At 36.3% G+C, this 18,394-nt stretch carries 20 protein-coding genes and 1 other RNA gene; 18 read left to right on the plus strand and 3 right to left on the minus strand.

All coding sequences use genetic code 11. The features are described from left to right. Positions 1–227 precede the first annotated feature (227 nt). The 10 genes from panB to C564_RS0102365 all read left to right on the plus strand — a co-directional run bounded on the left by panB (position 228) and on the right by C564_RS0102365 (position 9,784). Complete coding sequence (gene panB, locus C564_RS0102320) at positions 228–1,064, plus strand: 3-methyl-2-oxobutanoate hydroxymethyltransferase (protein WP_003196375.1); 837 nt, start codon at positions 228–230, stop codon at positions 1,062–1,064. Next, positions 1,064–1,912: a pantoate--beta-alanine ligase gene (panC, locus tag C564_RS0102325; protein ID WP_018764291.1), complete on the plus strand. Its 849-nt coding sequence runs from the start codon at positions 1,064–1,066 to the stop codon at positions 1,910–1,912. Before panB ends, panC begins: the two co-directional genes overlap by 1 nt. 13 nt (positions 1,913–1,925) lie before the next feature. Continuing rightward, positions 1,926–2,309 carry an aspartate 1-decarboxylase gene (gene panD, locus C564_RS0102330; RefSeq protein ID WP_003206486.1) on the plus strand — a complete coding sequence of 128 codons (384 nt, stop codon included), beginning with the start codon at positions 1,926–1,928 and terminating at the stop codon, positions 2,307–2,309. Positions 2,310–2,678: 369 nt separating this feature from the next. Beyond that, positions 2,679–5,471 carry an ATP-dependent DNA helicase DinG gene (gene dinG / locus C564_RS0102335; RefSeq protein ID WP_018764292.1) on the plus strand — a complete coding sequence of 931 codons (2,793 nt, stop codon included), beginning with the start codon at positions 2,679–2,681 and terminating at the stop codon, positions 5,469–5,471. A 413-nt stretch (positions 5,472–5,884) separates the two neighbouring features. Then, entirely contained in the window at positions 5,885–6,055 is a 171-nt protein-coding gene (locus C564_RS34275; RefSeq protein ID WP_000412180.1) for a YpmA family protein, read from the plus strand. Between the two features lie 7 nt (positions 6,056–6,062). Further along, a complete protein-coding gene (locus tag C564_RS0102345) occupies positions 6,063–6,539 on the plus strand; it encodes a cell wall elongation regulator TseB-like domain-containing protein (RefSeq protein WP_003206481.1) in 477 nt (158 codons plus the stop codon). Between the two features lie 19 nt (positions 6,540–6,558). Further along, positions 6,559–7,746 (plus strand): aspartate transaminase AspB, encoded by a 1,188-nt coding sequence (aspB, locus tag C564_RS0102350; protein WP_003206480.1) that lies wholly within the window; start codon positions 6,559–6,561, stop codon positions 7,744–7,746. A gap of 144 nt (positions 7,747–7,890) precedes the next feature. Beyond that, complete coding sequence (gene dnaD, locus C564_RS0102355) at positions 7,891–8,598, plus strand: DNA replication protein DnaD (protein WP_016114116.1); 708 nt, start codon at positions 7,891–7,893, stop codon at positions 8,596–8,598. A gap of 15 nt (positions 8,599–8,613) precedes the next feature. Next, positions 8,614–9,261 (plus strand): endonuclease III, encoded by a 648-nt coding sequence (gene nth / locus C564_RS0102360; protein WP_006094317.1) that lies wholly within the window; start codon positions 8,614–8,616, stop codon positions 9,259–9,261. Positions 9,262–9,265: 4 nt separating this feature from the next. Further along, entirely contained in the window at positions 9,266–9,784 is a 519-nt protein-coding gene (locus tag C564_RS0102365) for a YpoC family protein (RefSeq protein ID WP_006094318.1), read from the plus strand. 23 nt (positions 9,785–9,807) lie between these two features. On the opposite strand, the gene C564_RS0102370 is transcribed toward C564_RS0102365, so the two are convergent. After that, on the minus strand, positions 9,808–12,468 hold the full coding sequence (locus tag C564_RS0102370; RefSeq protein ID WP_018764293.1) for a PBP1A family penicillin-binding protein: 2,661 nt from the start codon (positions 12,466–12,468) through the stop codon (positions 9,808–9,810). Between the two features lie 65 nt (positions 12,469–12,533). Then, positions 12,534–13,136, minus strand: a complete 603-nt coding sequence (gene recU, locus C564_RS0102375) for a Holliday junction resolvase RecU (RefSeq protein ID WP_018764294.1) — start codon at positions 13,134–13,136, stop codon at positions 12,534–12,536. Positions 13,137–13,239: 103 nt separating this feature from the next. Between recU and C564_RS0102380 the strand changes: the two genes are divergently transcribed. The 3 genes from C564_RS0102380 to C564_RS0102395 all read left to right on the plus strand — a co-directional run bounded on the left by C564_RS0102380 (position 13,240) and on the right by C564_RS0102395 (position 15,297). After that, the gene (locus C564_RS0102380; RefSeq protein ID WP_018764295.1) at positions 13,240–14,265 is read left to right on the plus strand and encodes a DUF2515 domain-containing protein; all 1,026 of its coding nucleotides are present in this window, start codon (positions 13,240–13,242) and stop codon (positions 14,263–14,265) included. Positions 14,266–14,694: 429 nt separating this feature from the next. Further along, on the plus strand, positions 14,695–14,937 hold the full coding sequence (locus tag C564_RS0102390; RefSeq protein ID WP_003206610.1) for a hypothetical protein: 243 nt from the start codon (positions 14,695–14,697) through the stop codon (positions 14,935–14,937). Between the two features lie 33 nt (positions 14,938–14,970). Then, entirely contained in the window at positions 14,971–15,297 is a 327-nt protein-coding gene (locus C564_RS0102395; protein WP_006094321.1) for a YppE family protein, read from the plus strand. Between the two features lie 23 nt (positions 15,298–15,320). On the opposite strand, the gene C564_RS0102400 is transcribed toward C564_RS0102395, so the two are convergent. Then, positions 15,321–15,512, minus strand: a complete 192-nt coding sequence (locus tag C564_RS0102400; RefSeq protein WP_006094322.1) for a YppF family protein — start codon at positions 15,510–15,512, stop codon at positions 15,321–15,323. Between the two features lie 175 nt (positions 15,513–15,687). Here C564_RS0102400 and C564_RS0102405 point away from each other — a divergent pair, with 175 nt between their 5' ends. From C564_RS0102405 to rnpB, 5 genes are all read left to right on the plus strand, one after another. Further along, the gene (locus C564_RS0102405; RefSeq protein ID WP_018764297.1) at positions 15,688–16,152 is read left to right on the plus strand and encodes a YppG family protein; all 465 of its coding nucleotides are present in this window, start codon (positions 15,688–15,690) and stop codon (positions 16,150–16,152) included. Positions 16,153–16,303: 151 nt separating this feature from the next. Further along, complete coding sequence (locus C564_RS0102410; RefSeq protein ID WP_018764298.1) at positions 16,304–16,777, plus strand: CotD family spore coat protein; 474 nt, start codon at positions 16,304–16,306, stop codon at positions 16,775–16,777. A gap of 56 nt (positions 16,778–16,833) precedes the next feature. Continuing rightward, positions 16,834–17,388, plus strand: coding sequence for a DUF1273 domain-containing protein (locus C564_RS0102415; protein ID WP_003196406.1), 555 nt, complete (start codon positions 16,834–16,836; stop codon positions 17,386–17,388). A 97-nt stretch (positions 17,389–17,485) separates the two neighbouring features. Then, positions 17,486–17,821, plus strand: a complete 336-nt coding sequence (gene gpsB, locus C564_RS0102420) for a cell division regulator GpsB (RefSeq protein ID WP_016114126.1) — start codon at positions 17,486–17,488, stop codon at positions 17,819–17,821. A gap of 87 nt (positions 17,822–17,908) precedes the next feature. Then, an RNA gene (rnpB, locus tag C564_RS34280) (RNase P RNA component class B) lies at positions 17,909–18,300 on the plus strand. Positions 18,301–18,394: the final 94 nt, after the last annotated feature.

Below are 18,394 nucleotides of genomic sequence, written 5' to 3' on the forward strand. Positions count from 1 at the left end.
CTTAGTTTGCTATAATTAGTTCGAATATGGGCAGTATCTGAGTGAACTGCACCATTATTTCAAGCAATGAAGAAAAATAATTTGGATTCTGCCTTGATCCAACAACGGACTGGGACAGAGGGATGAATTTTGCCGACTAACACAACCCATCTGCCCTTTTTTGGTCAGATGGGTTTTTTATATGATTTCGGCCATCTCCTCTCTCCTGAATAAAGGAGGAGTAGTTTTTGAAAACGACAACAGATTTTTTAAAAATGAAAGAGAAAGGTGAGCCGATTACGATGCTTACTGCGTATGATTATCCATCTGCAAAGCTCTCAGAAGAAGCTGAAGTTGATATGATTTTAGTAGGGGATTCCCTTGGAATGGTTGTACTTGGATACGATTCTACCATTCCAGTAACGGTAGATGATATGATTCATCATACGAAAGCAGTGCGCCGCGGCGCAAAGGAAACTTTTATTGTAACGGATATGCCGTTTATGTCTTACCATGTATCTTTGCAAGAAACGATGCATAATGCGCGCCGCATCGTGCAAGAGAGCGGAGCACATGCAGTGAAGGTAGAAGGAGCCGATGAGGTAGTATCAATCATTCGCTTCTTAACGAATGCAGGAATTCCTGTCGTATCTCATCTTGGTTTAACACCTCAATCTGTAGGTGTATTAGGTGGCTATAAAGTGCAAGGAAAAGATGCTGAAAGTGCAAAGAAATTGTTAGAAGATGCTAAGAAATGTGAAGAGGCTGGTGCAATGGCAATCGTTTTAGAATGCGTACCAATGCAACTAGCAGAGCTTGTATCACAGCAGCTGACGATTCCTACAATAGGTATTGGTGCAGGTAGTAAAGTAGATGGTCAAGTACTTGTTTATCATGATCTCATTTCGTATGGAGTGGAGCGTGTTCCAAAATTTGTGAAACAATATACATCAGTTCAAGAAGAAATTGTACGCGGAATTGCGCAATATGTTGCTGAAGTAAAAGCAGGACAATTTCCGGAAGAACAACATTCATTCACAATGAAAGAGGAAGAATGTGTAGCATTATACGGAGGGAAACAGTGATGAAAATTGTAACAACAGTGCAAGAGATGCAACAAATTGCTAGTGAAATTCGTGCAAGTGGTAAAGATAGCGGTTTTGTTCCAACGATGGGATATTTACACGAAGGGCATGCAACTTTATTACGTCAAGCAAGGGAAGAAAATGAAGTTGTTATTTTAAGCGTATTTGTAAACCCATTACAATTTGGACCAAATGAAGATTTAGATCGCTATCCTCGGGATATCGAGAGAGATGAGAAAGTAGCAAAAGAAGCCGGGGTGGATTATTTATTTTATCCGAGCGTAGAAGAAATGTATCCTGCAGAACAGACAACAAAGGTTGAAGTTATAAAGCGTACAGACGTATTATGTGGTAAGCAAAGACCGATTCATTTTGCAGGTGTTGCGACTGTATTGATGAAACTATTTAATATTACAATGCCAAAGCGTGCCTACTTCGGTATGAAAGATGCACAGCAAGTCGCTGTTATCCAAGGATTTGTACGTGATTTCAATATTCCAATCACAATTGTACCTGTTGATATCGTTAGGGAAGAGGACGGACTAGCAAGAAGTTCTCGTAATGTATATTTATCAGAAAAAGAACGTGAGGAAGCACCCCATTTATATCAAAGCTTATGTATAGCGAAAAAACGAATTGAAGCTGGAGAGCGTAATCCACAAATCATTACATGTCTTGTGAAAGAATATATTGAGGAAAATACACAAGGTATCGTCGATTATGCAGATCTATATGCGTACCCAACTTTGACGGAAGTTGAAACAATTGGTGGGCGTATTATTCTTGCAATTGCAGTGAAGTTTGATAATGCACGTTTAATTGACAATATTACATTAACGGTTGAATAAGGGGGAGTCATCTATGTTTCGCACAATGATGAGAGCGAAGTTACATCGCGCGACTGTAACAGAAGCAAATTTAAATTATGTAGGTAGTATTACAATTGATGAAGATTTAATGGACGCAGTGGAGATTGTAGAAAATGAAAAAGTACAAATTGTAAATAATAACAATGGAGCTCGCTTAGAGACGTATGTAATTAAAGGAGAACGTGGCAGCGGTGTTGTTTGTTTAAATGGTGCAGCTGCAAGACTTGTACAACCTGAAGATAAAGTTATTATTATTTGTTACGGTCTCGTAGCGACAGAAGATGTAGATAAACAAGTACCAAAAATTGCGGTGTTAGGTGATAACAATCAAATTGTTGAAATGTTAGGTGCTGAAAAAGCAGGTACGATTTTATAAAATGAAAAGCTATCTCATATGAGGTAGCTTTTCATTTTATCTTGCTATCACGGCAGTAAGACATCTACCTCAAGATTCAGAGAGGCGTGCAAATAGGTGAGTGAGGATAATAGCATGTAAAATCCCGCAGATGGAAGCTTACTTTATGTAAATACAAGTAAAAAAACGGTTCGGAAAAATTATTCATTAATAAAGAAGATTAAAGATTTTTTTGAAACTATATACTCGAATGAATAGAAAGAGTCCTTTTTTCAACACCAGGCTCTTCTATTTTTTGTCCATCTTTTCATTAAGATGATATAAAACGTGGTATAGTAACAATATATGAATTTTTGTTGTTTGAAAGGGTAAGAAATTGAGGTGTTACATATGAGTAAGCGTTATGTCGTTGTCGATTTAGAGACGACAGGGAACTCCTGGAAAGATGGGAAGGACAGAATTACACAAATTGCAGCTGTTGTAGTAGAAGATGGAGAGATATTGGAAATCTTTTCGTCTTTTGTTAACCCGAAGAGAGAGATTCCTCCATTTATTACAGAATTAACAGGGATTGATGAAAATCTCGTGAAACAAGCCCCGCTATTTTGCGATGTAGCGCCGATGGTATCCGAACTATTACAGGGTGCTTATTTTGTTGCACATAACGTTCACTTTGATTGGAATTTTTTGAAGGAAGAATTAAAACAGGCTGGATATGGAGAAGTAAACTGTCCAAAAATTGATACGGTTGAATTGGCACAAATTTTATTGCCGACAGCTGATAGCTATAAATTGCGTGATTTAGCAAAAAAACATGAATTGGAACATGATCAACCGCATCGTGCGGATAGTGATGCTCTTGTGACAGCGGAATTATTTTTACAATTTCTAAATCAATTAGAAAAACTACCGCTTGTCACATTACAATCTTTATATGAACTAAGCGATGTATTCCAAAGTGATATAGCGAATATCATTTCAGAAAATATTTTAAATAAAGTGATGCTTGGTACAGAAGATGCAAAGGAATATGAAGTATATCGAAATATTGCGCTTCGAAAACGAAATTATTCATTAGAAATCGGTGATGATTGTTTATCTAAATTTGATGCTTTTTTACACAAGTCAATGGGACAACTTGAGCTAAAGATGCCAAATTTTGAACAAAGAGAAAGTCAGCAGCGAATGATGAAGGAAATATATACAGCATTAAGAGATTCTCGTTTTTCATTAATTGAAGCAGGAACAGGTACAGGGAAGACACTTGCTTATTTACTTCCAAGTATTTATTTTGCAAAGAGAAGAGAAGAGTCAGTTGTTATTAGTACGCAAACGGTACAACTGCAACAACAAATGATTGAAAATGAAATTCCTTTATTACAAAGTATATTACCATTTCCATTCGAAGTGGCTCTTTTAAAAGGAAGAAAACATTATCTTTGCTTACATAAATTTGAATATGCATTGCAAGAAGAAGAGAAAAACTATGATGTTGCGCTTACGAAAGCAAAAGTATTAGTATGGTTATTGCAAACGGAGACTGGTGATCGTGACGAGCTTAATATTCCAGAAGGCGGGAAGTTACTGTGGGATCGGATTTGTAGTGATACGTACAGTCCGGGCGGCATGCAAAGCAACTGGTTTAGTCGCTGCTTTTATCAACGAGCAAAAAATAAAGCGTTATTTGCAGATATTGTTATTACAAATCACGCTTTACTATTTCAAGATTTTGTTAGTGAAGATCCACTTTTGGCATCTTGTGAACATATTATTTTTGATGAAGCTCATCACATCGAAGAAACAGCGACTAGGACACTTGGAGAGCAGTTTTCATGCATGTACTTTCAATTAATCTTATCACGCTTTGGTACGTTAGAGACGGACGATGTGCTATCAAAGGTATATGAATTGATGAAAAAATCTCATCATTCGTCACGCTCAGCTTTTCGAATGGTGAGTCATAGGTTAAAGGAAATTAAATTCGATGCTGATGAATTATTTCAAATGTTACGTACATTTATATTTCAGCAAACGAAGCAAGAACAAGGGGCAAATAATATGCCGCTTATTTATCGATATAACGCGGACCAAGAGGATGGAAAGCTATGGAGAAGTATAGCTGAGTTAACAAATCGCTTCGTATACGAAGTGAGAAAAATACTTACTGCGCTAGAGCAACAAGCGGACTTATTACAAAGTAAAATCGAATGGGAGATGCATGTTGTTACAGGTGAGTTTATGCATTTAATTGAATTATTGCGTAAAATGGTCGACTCATTGCAGCTGCTTATATTAGAAAAAACAGAGTATGTGACATGGATGGAAACGGAAACGAAAGGTACAATTCATTCCACTGTGTTATATGCACAACCTGTCCATATAGGAGAAAGGTTTGCGGATGAGTTCTTAACAAAAAAGCGAAGCGTTATTTTTACTTCGGCGACTTTAACTGTTAATAGTACATTCGATTATATACAGGAACAACTTGGATTATATGACTTTGCACCAGACACATTAACAGTTCCATCGCCGTTTCATTATGAGGAACAAGTAAAGCTAATGGTTTCTACTGATGTTCCTCTTATTAAGCAAGTAAGCGAGGATGTGTATATAAGAGAAGTATCACATCATATTATGAAGATTGCTAAAGCGACAAATGGGAGAATGCTCGTTTTGTTTACATCCTATGAAATGCTAAAGGAAACATATACAAATTTAAAACAAGCGGATGAATTAGAAGGCTTTGTATTACTAACACAAAGTGTTCATAATCGTAGCCGAAGTCGTTTAGTTCGGAAATTTCAAGAGTTCGACAAAGCAATTTTGTTAGGAACAAGTAGTTTTTGGGAAGGGATTGATATTCCTGGAGATGCATTAAGCTATCTTGTTATTGTTCGGTTACCATTTACACCGCCTCATCAGCCAATGATGGAAGCCAAAAGTGAATGGTTGAAAAATAAAGGAGACGACGTATTTACGAAACTGGCACTTCCGCAAGCAATTCTTCGTTTTAAGCAAGGGTTTGGACGATTAATTCGTACAATGACGGATACTGGAACGGTGTTTGTTTTAGATCGTCGTTTAACCAACTCTTTCTACGGAAAAAGATTTATGCAATCTATTCCAAATGTTCCTCTTTATGAAGGGTCGTTAGAAGAACTGTTAGATCACTTAGAAGAATAAAGCGGATAAAGTGAAACTGTAATCACTGAGGGTTCCTTCATTTCTCACTGATTCTTCGTCTTCGCCAATCGTTTTTTGACGGGTAGTATATCCTACCTCACTTTTGTTATTTTTTAGATAACTTTGAGGTAGGTGGAATTACTATCGGTAAATAGCTAAAGGAATAACAGTAAGTGAAAAAATATGCCTGAAGTACGACGTACTTCAGGCATGAAATGTGGGTAGGAGGAAATTTATTTTTTCTTACTTCTTGTATACAAATGTTTCGGTTTTCAATTTGAAACCTTTTTTTGCTGAACATGTCCTGCTATAATAGATGGGTGATGAAGCAGGGGTTGTAAAGAATGTACTCTTATTGTAACCGTATTGCGTTCTTCTATAATTAGAAATTTTTGTGTAACGGAGGAGTTTTCATGGAGAAGAAAATCGAAGTGCTATCAACGACGCGTATTAAATATTCGTCTGACTTATATAAAATTGTTGATAGTTTGAATCGCACTTTAAAAGAGCAGGACCTCATGTTCGGATTGGCATTAGACGAAAACGAAAAAGAAACAGCAGTATTTACGATATACAGAACGTAGTGATGCAATGAAGAAGTGGATCTTTGCCATCATTATCGTTATCGTTGCCATTGGATTATATGGGGTGCATGTTTATAATGCGACAATGGAAAAGAAAATTCCGAAAGAGTCAAAAGTTGTAGAAATTGCAAAAGAAAAAGCAAAGCTTACGAAAGTAAAAACGGTTGATTATTATAACGGAAAATCTTCATATGCAGTCGTACAAGGTGTAGATGAAAAAGGAGAACAAATCATTGTTTGGGTACCTGAGAAAAAAGGGAATGTTCTAGTACGTAAAAAGAACGAGGGCATTTCTGAAAAGAAAGCTTTACAAATTGTGGCTGGGGAACGCAAGCCCAAAGAATTGGTAAAGGCAAAATTAGGTGCTGAAAACGATGTTCCGTTGTGGGAAATTACATATATTGATCAAGAAGGTCGTTATACGTATTATTATCTAGAATTTCAAGATGGGAAATATGCTGGATATTACAGCATTGAAAAATAGATGCAGGGGGAAACCACAAATGAAATTAGCAAAGCGAGTAGCTGCTTTAACACCGTCTTCAACTTTAGAAATTACAGCAAAGGCACAAGCATTGAAAGCTGAAGGCCATGATGTAATTGGATTAGGAGCAGGAGAACCTGATTTTAATACGCCAGAGCATATTATGGATGCTGCACATAAAGCAATGTTAGAAGGACATACGAAATATACACCAACTGGTGGATTAGCAACATTAAAACAAGAAATTGCGAAGAAATTTACTCGTGATCAAGGATTAGCGTATGATCCAACTGAGATTATCGTATGTAATGGAGCAAAACATGCACTTTATACACTATTTCAAGTGCTACTTGACGAAGGGGACGAAGTTATCATTCCGACTCCTTATTGGGTAAGTTATCCAGAACAAGTAAAGCTTGCTGGTGGTAAGCCAGTTTATGTAGAAGGACTAGAAGACAATCAGTACAAAATTAAGCCAGAGCAGCTACGTGAGGCAATTACAGAGAAGACGAAAGCTGTTATTATAAATTCACCGAGCAATCCGACAGGGATGATTTACAGCAAAGAAGAATTACAGCAGCTTGGAGAAGTATGTTTAGAGCACGACATTTTAATTGTTTCTGATGAGATTTATGAGAAATTGGTTTATGGCGGCGTGGAATATACTTCAATTGCCCAGCTTTCTAATGCATTAAAAGAACAAACACTTATTATTAATGGTGTATCTAAATCGCATTCCATGACAGGATGGCGTATTGGCTATGCAGCAGGAAATAAGCAGCTTATTAAAGCGATGACGAACTTAGCAAGTCATAGTACGTCAAACCCTACTTCAATCGCTCAATACGGCGCAATTGCTGCGTATGCTGGGTCGCAAGAGCCTGTGGAAATGATGCGTCAAGCATTCGAAGAACGATTAAACATTATTTATGATAAATTAATTCAAATTCCTGGTTTCACTTGTATTAAACCACAAGGTGCATTTTATTTATTCCCGAACGTAAAAGAGGCTGTAGCGTTAGCTGGATATGAAACCGTTGATGAGTGGGCAAAAGCATTGTTAGAAGAAGAGAAAGTAGCTCTTGTTCCAGGAACAGGGTTCGGTGCACCAAACAATGTTCGTTTATCCTATGCGACATCTCTTGAACAATTAGAGAAAGCGTTAGAGCGAATTAATACGTTTATGAGAAGTAAAGTACAGGCTTAAAAGGCTAATTACTTTCATTTTTACCACATAAGTTACTTTGAACAAATGAAGATGACCTCCCTATCTATAGGGAGGTTTTTTGACGAATTGTGGTAAAAGAAAATTATAACAGGTGTGTTATACTAGAAAGCGAGGTGTATGGTCATGAAGAAAAAAATGATGTTACAATGGTTTGAACAAGGCAGCGTCGCAATTCCAAAATTGCTTATGATGCATTATAAAAAATTAGGCTTAAATGAGATGGAATTTATGGTTGTACTCCATGTGCATACTTTTCTAGAATCGGGTAATTCTTTTCCAACTCCTTCAGAGATTGCAGAACGAATGACAATAACAGAAATGAAATGTATGGAAATCATTCAAGCGTTAATTCAAAAAGGCTTTTTAGCATTAGAAGGTAGTCAAAAATCTGAAGCTATGATGTGCGAAAGTTATTCGTTGCAACCACTTTGGGAAAAAATCTTGCATTTTTTAATGAATGAAACAATAGAAGAAGAAAAAGAAGAACAAAAGAAACTTCAAGTGAATTTATATACAATTTTTGAACGGGAATTTGGGAGACCATTATCGCCTTTTGAATGTGAAACATTAGCGATGTGGCAAGATCAGGATCAACATCATCCGAATTTAATTCAAGCAGCTCTTCGAGAATCTGTAATGAGTGGGAAACTTAATTTTCGATATATTGACCGTATTCTCTTTGAGTGGAAAAAGAATGGAATTAAGACAGTTGATCAAGCGCAAGATCAAGGGCGGAAATTTAGAGCAAATCAACAACGCTCGCAGCAAGTAACGAAACAAGAGACCAAATATACGGGGAAAGTGCCTTTTTATAATTGGTTGGAGCAGTGATATAGGAGGAAAGGTATGTTAAACAAGACACAAATTCGTTATTGTTTAGATACAATGGCAGAAATGTATCCAGAAGCACATTGTGAATTAAATCATGATAATCCATTTGAACTTGTAATTGCAGTTGCATTATCTGCACAATGTACAGATGTCCTTGTAAATAAAGTAACGAAAAGTTTATTTCAAAAGTATAAGACACCTGAAGATTATTTAAATGTATCCTTAGAAGAGTTGCAACAAGATATTCGTTCAATTGGATTGTACCGGAACAAAGCGAAAAATATTCAAAAGTTATGCCGAATGTTGCTTGAAGACTATAATGGAGAGGTACCACAGGATCGGGATGAACTAACAAAACTACCAGGGGTTGGTAGAAAAACTGCAAATGTAGTTGTTTCTGTAGCATTTGGTATCCCAGCTATTGCTGTTGATACACATGTGGAACGTGTAAGTAAACGCTTGGCTATTTGCCGTTGGAAAGATTCCGTTCTAGAGGTAGAGAAAACATTAATGAAGAAAGTGCCAATGGAAGAGTGGGGAGTTACGCATCACCGAATGATTTTCTTTGGACGTTATCATTGCAAAGCACAGCGGCCGCAATGTGAAGAATGCCGGCTACTAGAAGTGTGTCGTGAAGGTAAGAAGCGAATGAAGGGGAAATAAAAAGATGGAACAAGTTGTACAAGTACCGGATGAGTTTCAATGTAATCCTTTTTTTGAAGGGGAGATAGATAAGATTATATATCATACAGATGAATCGTTTGTGCAATTGCTAGAAAGCCATTATTTCTTATTTGATATAGGAAAACAATATGAGCCATGGAATGAAATAGAAATGGGAATTCCAGCTGTATTAGATATATGGAAAGACAAAAAAGAGGATATATCGATATTTTTTCAGGATCGAAAGCGAAATGAAGCAAAAAGGCCAATGATTCACTTTGCAGCTCATTTATTATCGAGTTTATATTGGTTAAACGGAAAACCAGTGTCAGGGTTAAAGGATATTAAAAACAAGATTGATGAGCTACAAATAAAACCGATTAACTTTATGGAACGTTATTCATTTATTACAAAGCAACCAAATCACTATCATTCCTATATTCAATTGGCACAGTTGTATGTAGAAATAGAAAAGCTGTATGCAAAAAAAATAATACAAAAAAAGAAGTCACCATCTCGTTAGAGAAAGGTGACTTCTTCTTTGTATTATGGTGTTGGGATAACAGGCTCTTTTGGCTGATCAGGTTTTGGTTTCTTAGCGTCGTCTTCAGCTTTTTTCTTAGCGTCGTCTTCAGCTTTTTTCTTAGCGTCATCTTCAGCTTTTTTCTTAGCGTCGTCTTCAGCTTTTTTCTTAGCGTCGTCTTCAGCTTTCTTAGCGTCGTCTTCAGCTTTCTTAGCGTCTTCAGCTTTCTTAGCGTCTTCAGCTTTCTTAGCGTCTTCAGCTTTCTTAGCGTCTTCAGCTTTCTTAGCGTCTTCAGCTTTTTTCTGCTCATCTTGTTGCTTTTTGGCGTCTTCCTCAGCCTTTTTCTTAGCGTCGTCTTCAGCTTTCTTCTTGACATCTTCGCTCTGACCAGGAACAGTAAAGGATACACCAGCTGCATCGCTTGTACCTGTTCCTTTTTTCGCTACTACTGAGAAGCTGTAAGTTACACCTGGTTTCACCCCGCCAAGTGAAGCGTTTGTACCGCTCACGGATAGGCTACCACTAGAACCGTCGTTTGCTTTATAGCTTGCTGAGTAAGCTTCAGCGTCTGAAGGACCAGACCAGTTTAATGTAATCGTATTAGATGATGCATCATAAGATGGCGTTACACCAGTTGGTGGATCTACTTTAATCTGCTTAACAGCATCCTTTTTTGCACCTTTCACATAGAGTTCTTCATTTAAACGTTCTACAGAAGAAGGTTGTTCAAAACGAGATGTATCTGTAGCAAACTTACTCATCATTTCTTTGAATATTTGCTGTGCAATTCGGACTGAAGGTGATTTATCTGCAATATAGTTTTCTTCAGAATCTTTTTCATATCCTGTCCATACTGACATCGTATATTGCGGTGAATAACCTGCAAACCAACTATCTCTGTTGGCACTTTCTGGAATATTATATTTTTTTAATGTATCTGGATCATAGTTCTGTGTTCCTGTTTTACCAGCAACATCAATTCCTGATACATAAGCCGTTGGACCTGTACCACCAGAACCTGGTTTTACAACATCACGAAGAACATCCGTAATCATATATGCTGTGTAGTCTTTCATTGCTCGTATTTCTTTTGGTTTAAAGTTTTTCTCTTTTCCATCAGGAAAGACAACTTTTGTTACGAAATGTGGCTTGTTATAATTTCCTTCGTTACCATAGGCGGCATATGCACCAGCTACTTGTAATGGGGAAGCGCTGTTACTACCAATGGCTGTTGATTCGTATACTGTGTTGTCCTTGAATGTCATTCCAAGTCCTTCGGCAAATCCTTTTGATTTGTCTAATCCAACTGCTTGTGCTGTTTTTAAAGCAGGGATGTTTAATGACTTTTTCAATGCCTCACGTAAAGAGACATCACCTTTATAGCTGTTTGTAGCATTTCGGATTTTTTTACCGTTGGAATACGTATATTCTGAGTCATTTAATTGATGGTATGTAGACCATTGCATATATTCAATAGCAGGACCATAGTCAAAAATTGGTTTCATAGTCGAACCTACTTGGCGCTGCATATCAACGGCCATATTATGTCCTTTAAATGTCGTTTTATTTTCTTTACGGCCCGCACCAATTGCACGAACCTCACCATTTTTTGTATCCATGAATACGAAAGAACCTTGGAAACGATCGTTTGGATAGTTAATAATATCCCCATCCAGTAATTGTTCAGCGTATTCTTGTGCCTTTGTATCAATTGTCGTATAAATCTGTAATCCGTCAGATCCAATATTTACATCGGGCATTTCTTTTTCGATTTCTTTTACGACTGCGTCTAAAAAGGCTTGATAAGGCATTTCGGTTACATCTTTAGATGGAAGAAGTCCTTCTGTTACAGGGATTTTTATCGCTTCATCCATTTCTTGCTTTGAAATAAAGCCATGTCGATTCATTAACGTTAATACAACGTTACGACGTTTTGTTGCTCGATCGATATTTTCTTTTTTTGTTGGATCGTAAATATTTGGACCTTGAGGTAATCCAGCAAGCATCGCTGCTTCGTGTAATTTTAAATCTTTTAAGTCTTTTCCATAATAGGTTTTCGCTGCTGTTGCAACCCCATAAGAGCGATTGCCGAGGTTGATTTTGTTTAAGTACATTTCTAAAATTTCATGTTTGGAATATTGTTGCTCTAATTTATAAGCTAAATACCATTCCTGTACTTTACGTTTTGATGTTTTTTCCATCGTTAGAAAATAGTTTTTAATTACCTGTTGGGTAATTGTACTACCGCCTTGAGAACCAAAACCACCTGTGACATTTTCAAGGATTGCTTTTCCAGTACGCTTAACGTCGATTCCGTTATGTTGATAGAAGCGAGCATCTTCTGTCGCTAGGAATGCGCTTTCTACTACTTTCGGAACTTGATCGTAAGTAATATTCGTTCGCTTTTCGGCACCATATTCATAAAAGAAATTCTTGTCTTTATCATAAAATTTAGTTGATAGCGGATTGACAAGTTTTGCTTTATTTAGCTTTGGAGCATCTTGTACCATTACAAAAAAGGCGGAAACTCCAGCTATAAGACCAACAATGCCAAGAAGTAGGCAACCAATTAAAAATTTTTTGAAAAAGGAAGCTTTTTTCTTTGGTTTCTCCGTTTGGTTTGTTTCTTGTTTTTGATGTTGTGCATGTTTTCGTTCTGTACGAGAACGATAATTTTCTGACATTATACTTTCTCCTACCTTTCATTTTTTCCCCAAAAGTCGAAAAAAGAGCCTTATTGTTGACTCTATCACGAAAAATAAGCCATGTCTAGTACACGAATATAATCAATTCGAGGATGATAACCGCATGATAACAAGTATCCGTGCTCTTCGATTTCATGTTTCGCAATCGATTTGCGTCCACCAGCATCTTGGCGATTCCAAAATGAAACGACATGTTTTGCATCAAGTAAATAAAACTCGTCATAAAGTGTAAATTTAATAATAACAAATGCAATTCCGTTATGAGCTATTACTTGTTCCATATGCTTAATTTGATGAAGATGGAAATTTTGTAGCGGAAAACTTGTTTTATTTTTTGTTTCTTTCGCTTCGAAGTCAATGTATTTCCCCTTGTATACACCGTTGTAGTCTGTTGTAGAAGGCTGTTTAAAATAAGCTTCTTTCACAACCGCCGCACTTCGAGCGGGGTAATCCACCTTTACAATTTGAAGAGGAGTGGGTTTTTTATGTACGCATGCAATATTATGGGTTAAATAATATTGATTTGTTTCATTTAGTTCCTCTTCCAGAGACATACCTCTATTGCTATAAGTATGTTTTTTAAATTGTGTTTTTTGAGGTTGTAACGCTTGATTATACCTTTTTCCGTTTGGATAACGAATGGTCATAGTTTGTCCACCTCAACTTACCTAGAATTACTTACAAAGGTGATTATATCAAAAAAAACAAAAAAGATGCGATTTTTTTCAAGAGAGATGTGGTGATTCCTGTATGCATATGCAGAATGAGTATGAGAAAATAAATAGAGAGCGCAGTGGACTTTCTTGTACAATAGAAGAGAAACAATTAATAGCATATATAAAACAACAGACGGCTCTAGCAAATATAGATAATATTTCACGCACACAGGCTTATCAAGAATATTACTTGAGAAATAAAGAAATCCGGTGGTCATTTTTGGCGAGTATGGTTTCGAGAAATTCTGGGTGGAATATGACAGATTTAGCAGGGGAATATTATCCGAATATTTTATCTGAAAGAATGAGGAAGCAACTGTTCCTTACTTATGAAAGTGCAAATTGGCTTATTTTTTCAGATGCATACCCACAATTGTTGTTATACGAGTACAGCAAGAAAATGAATAAACCAATCTTTCATTTATTACAGTTTTTTAACGTATCTATTTTTATGGAGAAGGAATGGAATGATTTTTGGAATAAAAGAGATCTCACACGTCTTATTACAGCACTTATTATTAATGAACAAAATAGGATTCAAAAACCGATTATTGAACACCCATATTTTCAAAAGCACGTATTCCAAACTTTACTGTTTAAATTTCAAGAGCTCTTTCATTTTAGTGCTGTAATTTTTCCGACTACAAAAGGGCAACTATATGGTTTTTCGGTTTATCAATTTGAAACATTACAAAAACGTATAGAACTCGGAAAGAAATTAGCTTGGCTATTATTTCATCCTAAATATGAAACGTTATTTTACGATTTCTCCTTGCGAACGTTTCCTACAGGATCAAGAATGGATTACGAGCGGTACTTTATAATTCCAAAAGAAAAAGATACACCGCAGTTAAGAGATGCTTTCTCAATTGTTTTACATCACCATAACGTAACGAAAGATTGGTTCCATAAAAAAATGGATATTGAGGCATTGTTTTTCTTTCAGGAACTGAAAGAAGAAGTTAATATTACAGAATGGTTTTTACAAAAACAACAACAAATACATCTTTTTTCTTCATTGAATAGCTTTTTTAAAAGGAACAATGACTTCATGATATAATAAGAAAAGTCCCGCTCTCTGACAGGGAGTCGGGACGAATGGATTACATAAATCGATTCATGTTTTTATACAGTTTCAATAAGTATGATTCCAATTGAAATGTAGGGAAAATTGAGGAAGCTAGGTAAGAGAAATAGACCCGCCGATTAAAGTTTTACTTTATGTAGCAGGAAAGTTCGGACCATCTAGCTTCGGATTTCCAGTTTCAGGTTTATTTTGCTGTGTGTTTTGTTTTTTCTTCTTCTCATTTTTATTTTTATTTTTAGCCATGGTAAACACCTCCCTTTTGTATTGTTACCACTTCTATAAAACTCATACAAACCGATTTCTTTGCCGAATATCAACTAGTTTTGTCAGTCGTGCAGGAGTGGTAAGTGACCCGTCGAAATAACATGACAAAGGAAAAGCAAAGAAGGAGGCGTTTTATAAATGGCGATGGTTCAGAAGGAAAATGTAATGAAAAAAATGGATCAAATGTTAAGTGCTCTTGATTTGCTGGAAATGAATGTTTCACTTAGAGTTAATCATTCTTTAAAAGATAAACGTGAAGATATATGTAATCGAGGAGAAATAACAGAAATGCACATTCAACATATGGAGGATAAATTATTACATCACGAAGAAAAAGGAAGTTGGCTTCAAACGTTTCAAAACGTCATAGTAAGTGCATAAGAGGGTGGAAATAAATTGGATTATGGAAAATTAATGCAGTCTTCAATAAAATTAATACAGTACAATGATGAAACGATTATAAAAAAAAGAGAAGAGAAAGAGTTTGATTTTTATCAAGATATGAAGCCTTTTGTGGATATGGTTGATCAAGAGTTAGAAGTGTGGAAAGAATTAGCTTATCAATGGATAAAACATGAAAAGCCTAAGTATATACATGTGCAACAAATTGACCAAGTGTATGAGAATTTACAAAATAATGCACTGCAATGTTTTGTAAATAAGGGAAAAGGTAAGCGGTTTTATGAAACACATCAGGCGATTTTATACACGTTGCAGAACATAATAGAACAATGTAAGTGACAAGAGGGAAAACCCTCTTGTTTTTATGATTCTACAGTTGTATGTGTGGGTTTCGCCCCATTTATTTCTAATTCACGTATTAATACTCGGTATTCTGAGATGCAGATTTTTCCTTCTAAATAGTGATGTCTAGCAAAATCAAGCAACTCATTCATATCCTCTGTAGAGTACCCCTTTTTTTGAGCGAAAGCTTGTTTTAAATCCCCTAATATCATGTTGATTCCTCCCCAATGAGAATCTTCTTCTTCATTATCATAACATGAAAAGGCTTACTTTCTTATTTTTTTAAAAATTTAAACTTCCGACAAAAATAGACATTTATAAGGTTACACATTTTATTTTATAGGTACATATTCTATATGTAGAAACTTAGTTAGAGGGGGAGAATGCATGTTTCAGCAATCTAATGTATACCAACACATCAATTCGTATACACAACCGGATTTTTATCAATATAATGAAGATCCATATTTACGCTATAATATGCACCCATTTGCACCTTATTATGGAAATCAAGCGAATTATTATCAGCCATTTGAAGTATCCTTTATGAATCAGCAACCACAGTCCTATATGAATCAGCAATCTTATGTACCACAGCAACCACAATCCTTTATGAATCAGCCATCAATGTTTTACCCACCGAAACAGCCTTTTCAACCATATCCAACGATGAATAAACAAAAGCAACAACAGCAGCCAAGTCAATTTTCTAGTTTCGTATCTCAATTTAAGACGTCAGATGGTAACTATGATGTGAATAAAATGATGAATACAGCAGGCCAAATGATGAATGCTATGAATCAAGTCACTGGGATTGTAAAACAAGTTGGCGGCTTTTTTGCTAAAGGATGATAGTTGCGTGTCCAAGTTATCATATTTAAATGGCTATTATATAGACAAATTTCCATTAAATAAATGGGTATATATAACAAGCGGCTTTTACCCCTTTCTCATATTGTAAAGTGTAGTCAGATTTTTTAATGAGAGAGGAGAGAAAAAAACTATGTATCATTGTCATCCTTGTTTTGGAGGGCATAAACCTGTAGGACCTATTTGCACAACACCTCCTGTCGTTCATCCAACAAAGCAATGTGTAACGAACACTTTTTCCACAACGGTGGTACCACATATTCACCCAACTCATACAACACATGTTCATCATCAACAAGTTAAAAGTCAACATTTCTTCCCGCAAACAGTTTCAAATGTGAATGTTGTAGAACCTGTTGCTCCAGGATTCGGCGGACCTGGAGTTGGAGGATTCGGCGGACCTGGAGTTGGAGGATTCGGCGGACCTGGAGTTGGAGGATTCGGCGGACCTGGAGTTGGAGGATTCGGTGGACCTGGAGTTGGAGGATTCGGTGGACCGTGTGGCCATGGGCATCATGTATCGCCATACGGACCAGGACCAAATGTAGGACCACAAGTATCTCCATACGGACCAGGACCAAATGTAGGTGGAATGTTTAAAAAGTAAATGTTATGTTAGAACTAGCAAAATGCTAGTTCTTTTCTTTTTATTGGAGTGTTGATATGAAAGTTGTTGCGGTAACAGGATATAAACCATTTGAACTTGGGATATTTAAGGATGATCATCCAGGCGTTATTTGTATAAAAAAAGCATTGCATCGTAAGTTACTTGCTTTTATAGAAGAAGGGTTGGAATGGGTTATTATTAGTGGGCAGTTAGGAGTAGAGTTATGGGCTGCTGAAGTTGTTTTTGACTTGCAGCTAGAATATCCTAATTTAAAGCTTGCTGTGTTTACTCCTTTTTTAGAACAAGAGGAAAATTGGAAAGAGGGAAATCGAGAACTATATGAGTTTATTCTAGGGCAAGCAGATCATGTTGATAGTATTACGAAAAGAAAATATGAAAGTCCTGAGCAATTTCGATTAAAAAATCAATTTTTTATTGAAAAAAGTAATGCACTTTTGGCAGTGTATGATGAAGAAAAACCAGGAAGTCCTAAATACATAGTAGAAGCAGCAAAGAAAAAAGGCGAAATAGAAAATTATCACAGTTATTTCATTCTTTTTTCTGATTTACAAGATATAATAGAAGAGGAACAGTGGGATAATGCCGAGTAATATGTAATATAGCTCATGTATATAGGATTGACAAAAGACATTGTTTCTGAAAAAATTTAGTTAATGAAAGTTTTGGTAAAAATTTGAGGTGAAGAAAATGATTTCGGATAAAATTAAATTGACAGCGAAAGATATTTTGGAAAAAGAATTTAAAACAGGTATGAGAGGTTACCAGCAAGAAGAAGTAGATAAGTTTCTTGATATGATTATTAAGGATTATGAGGCATTTCATAAGGAACTTGAGCAATTACAGCAACAAAATGTTCGTTTAAAACGTGAATTAGAAGAGCAAAAAGTAGCGGCAGTGCAAGTACCGCAACAACCAGCTCCAACACCGGTTGCACAACCTGTATACAACAATACGAACACGGATATTTTAAAGCGTTTATCTAATCTGGAAAAAGCTGTATTTGGAAGTAAGTTATACGAGTAATCTAGGGATAGAAAAAGATTAAAGCATTTTACATATAAAAAAGCATTGCAAAATCTTTTTGTTTCCACTATACTAATGTTTGTCATAACGTTTGGGTAATCGCTGCAACGCCAACGTTGTAGAGGAAAGTCCATGCTCGCACGACCTGAGATGGTTGTAGTGTTCGTGCCTAGCCAATTCATAAGCTAGGGTATTCTGGCTGTAAGGCTGGATTAACGGCAGGGAAAAAACCTAAGTCCTTTTGGATATGGTTTGACTACCTTTAAAGTGCCACAGTGACGAAGTCCTTGAAGAAATGATAGGAGTGGAACGAGGTAAACCCCACGAGCGAGAAACCCAAATAATGGTAGGGGAATCTTTTCCAAGGAAATGAACGATGGAAAAGGACAGGTTCGAGTAACCTGTAGATAGATGATTGCCACCGGAGTACGAGGCGTGGGCCGTTTGCAGTACAAAGGAACAGAACATGGCTTACAGAACGTTATGAACCAATTATGGAATGACTCAGCTCTCCTTTGTAAGAGGAGGGCTTTTTATTTGTATGAAGTTATAACTTGTGAGTTAAAATGGTAA

Source organism: Bacillus sp. 105MF, assembly GCF_000374885.1.
Classification (GTDB): Bacteria; Bacillota; Bacilli; order Bacillales; family Bacillaceae_G; genus Bacillus_A; species Bacillus_A pseudomycoides.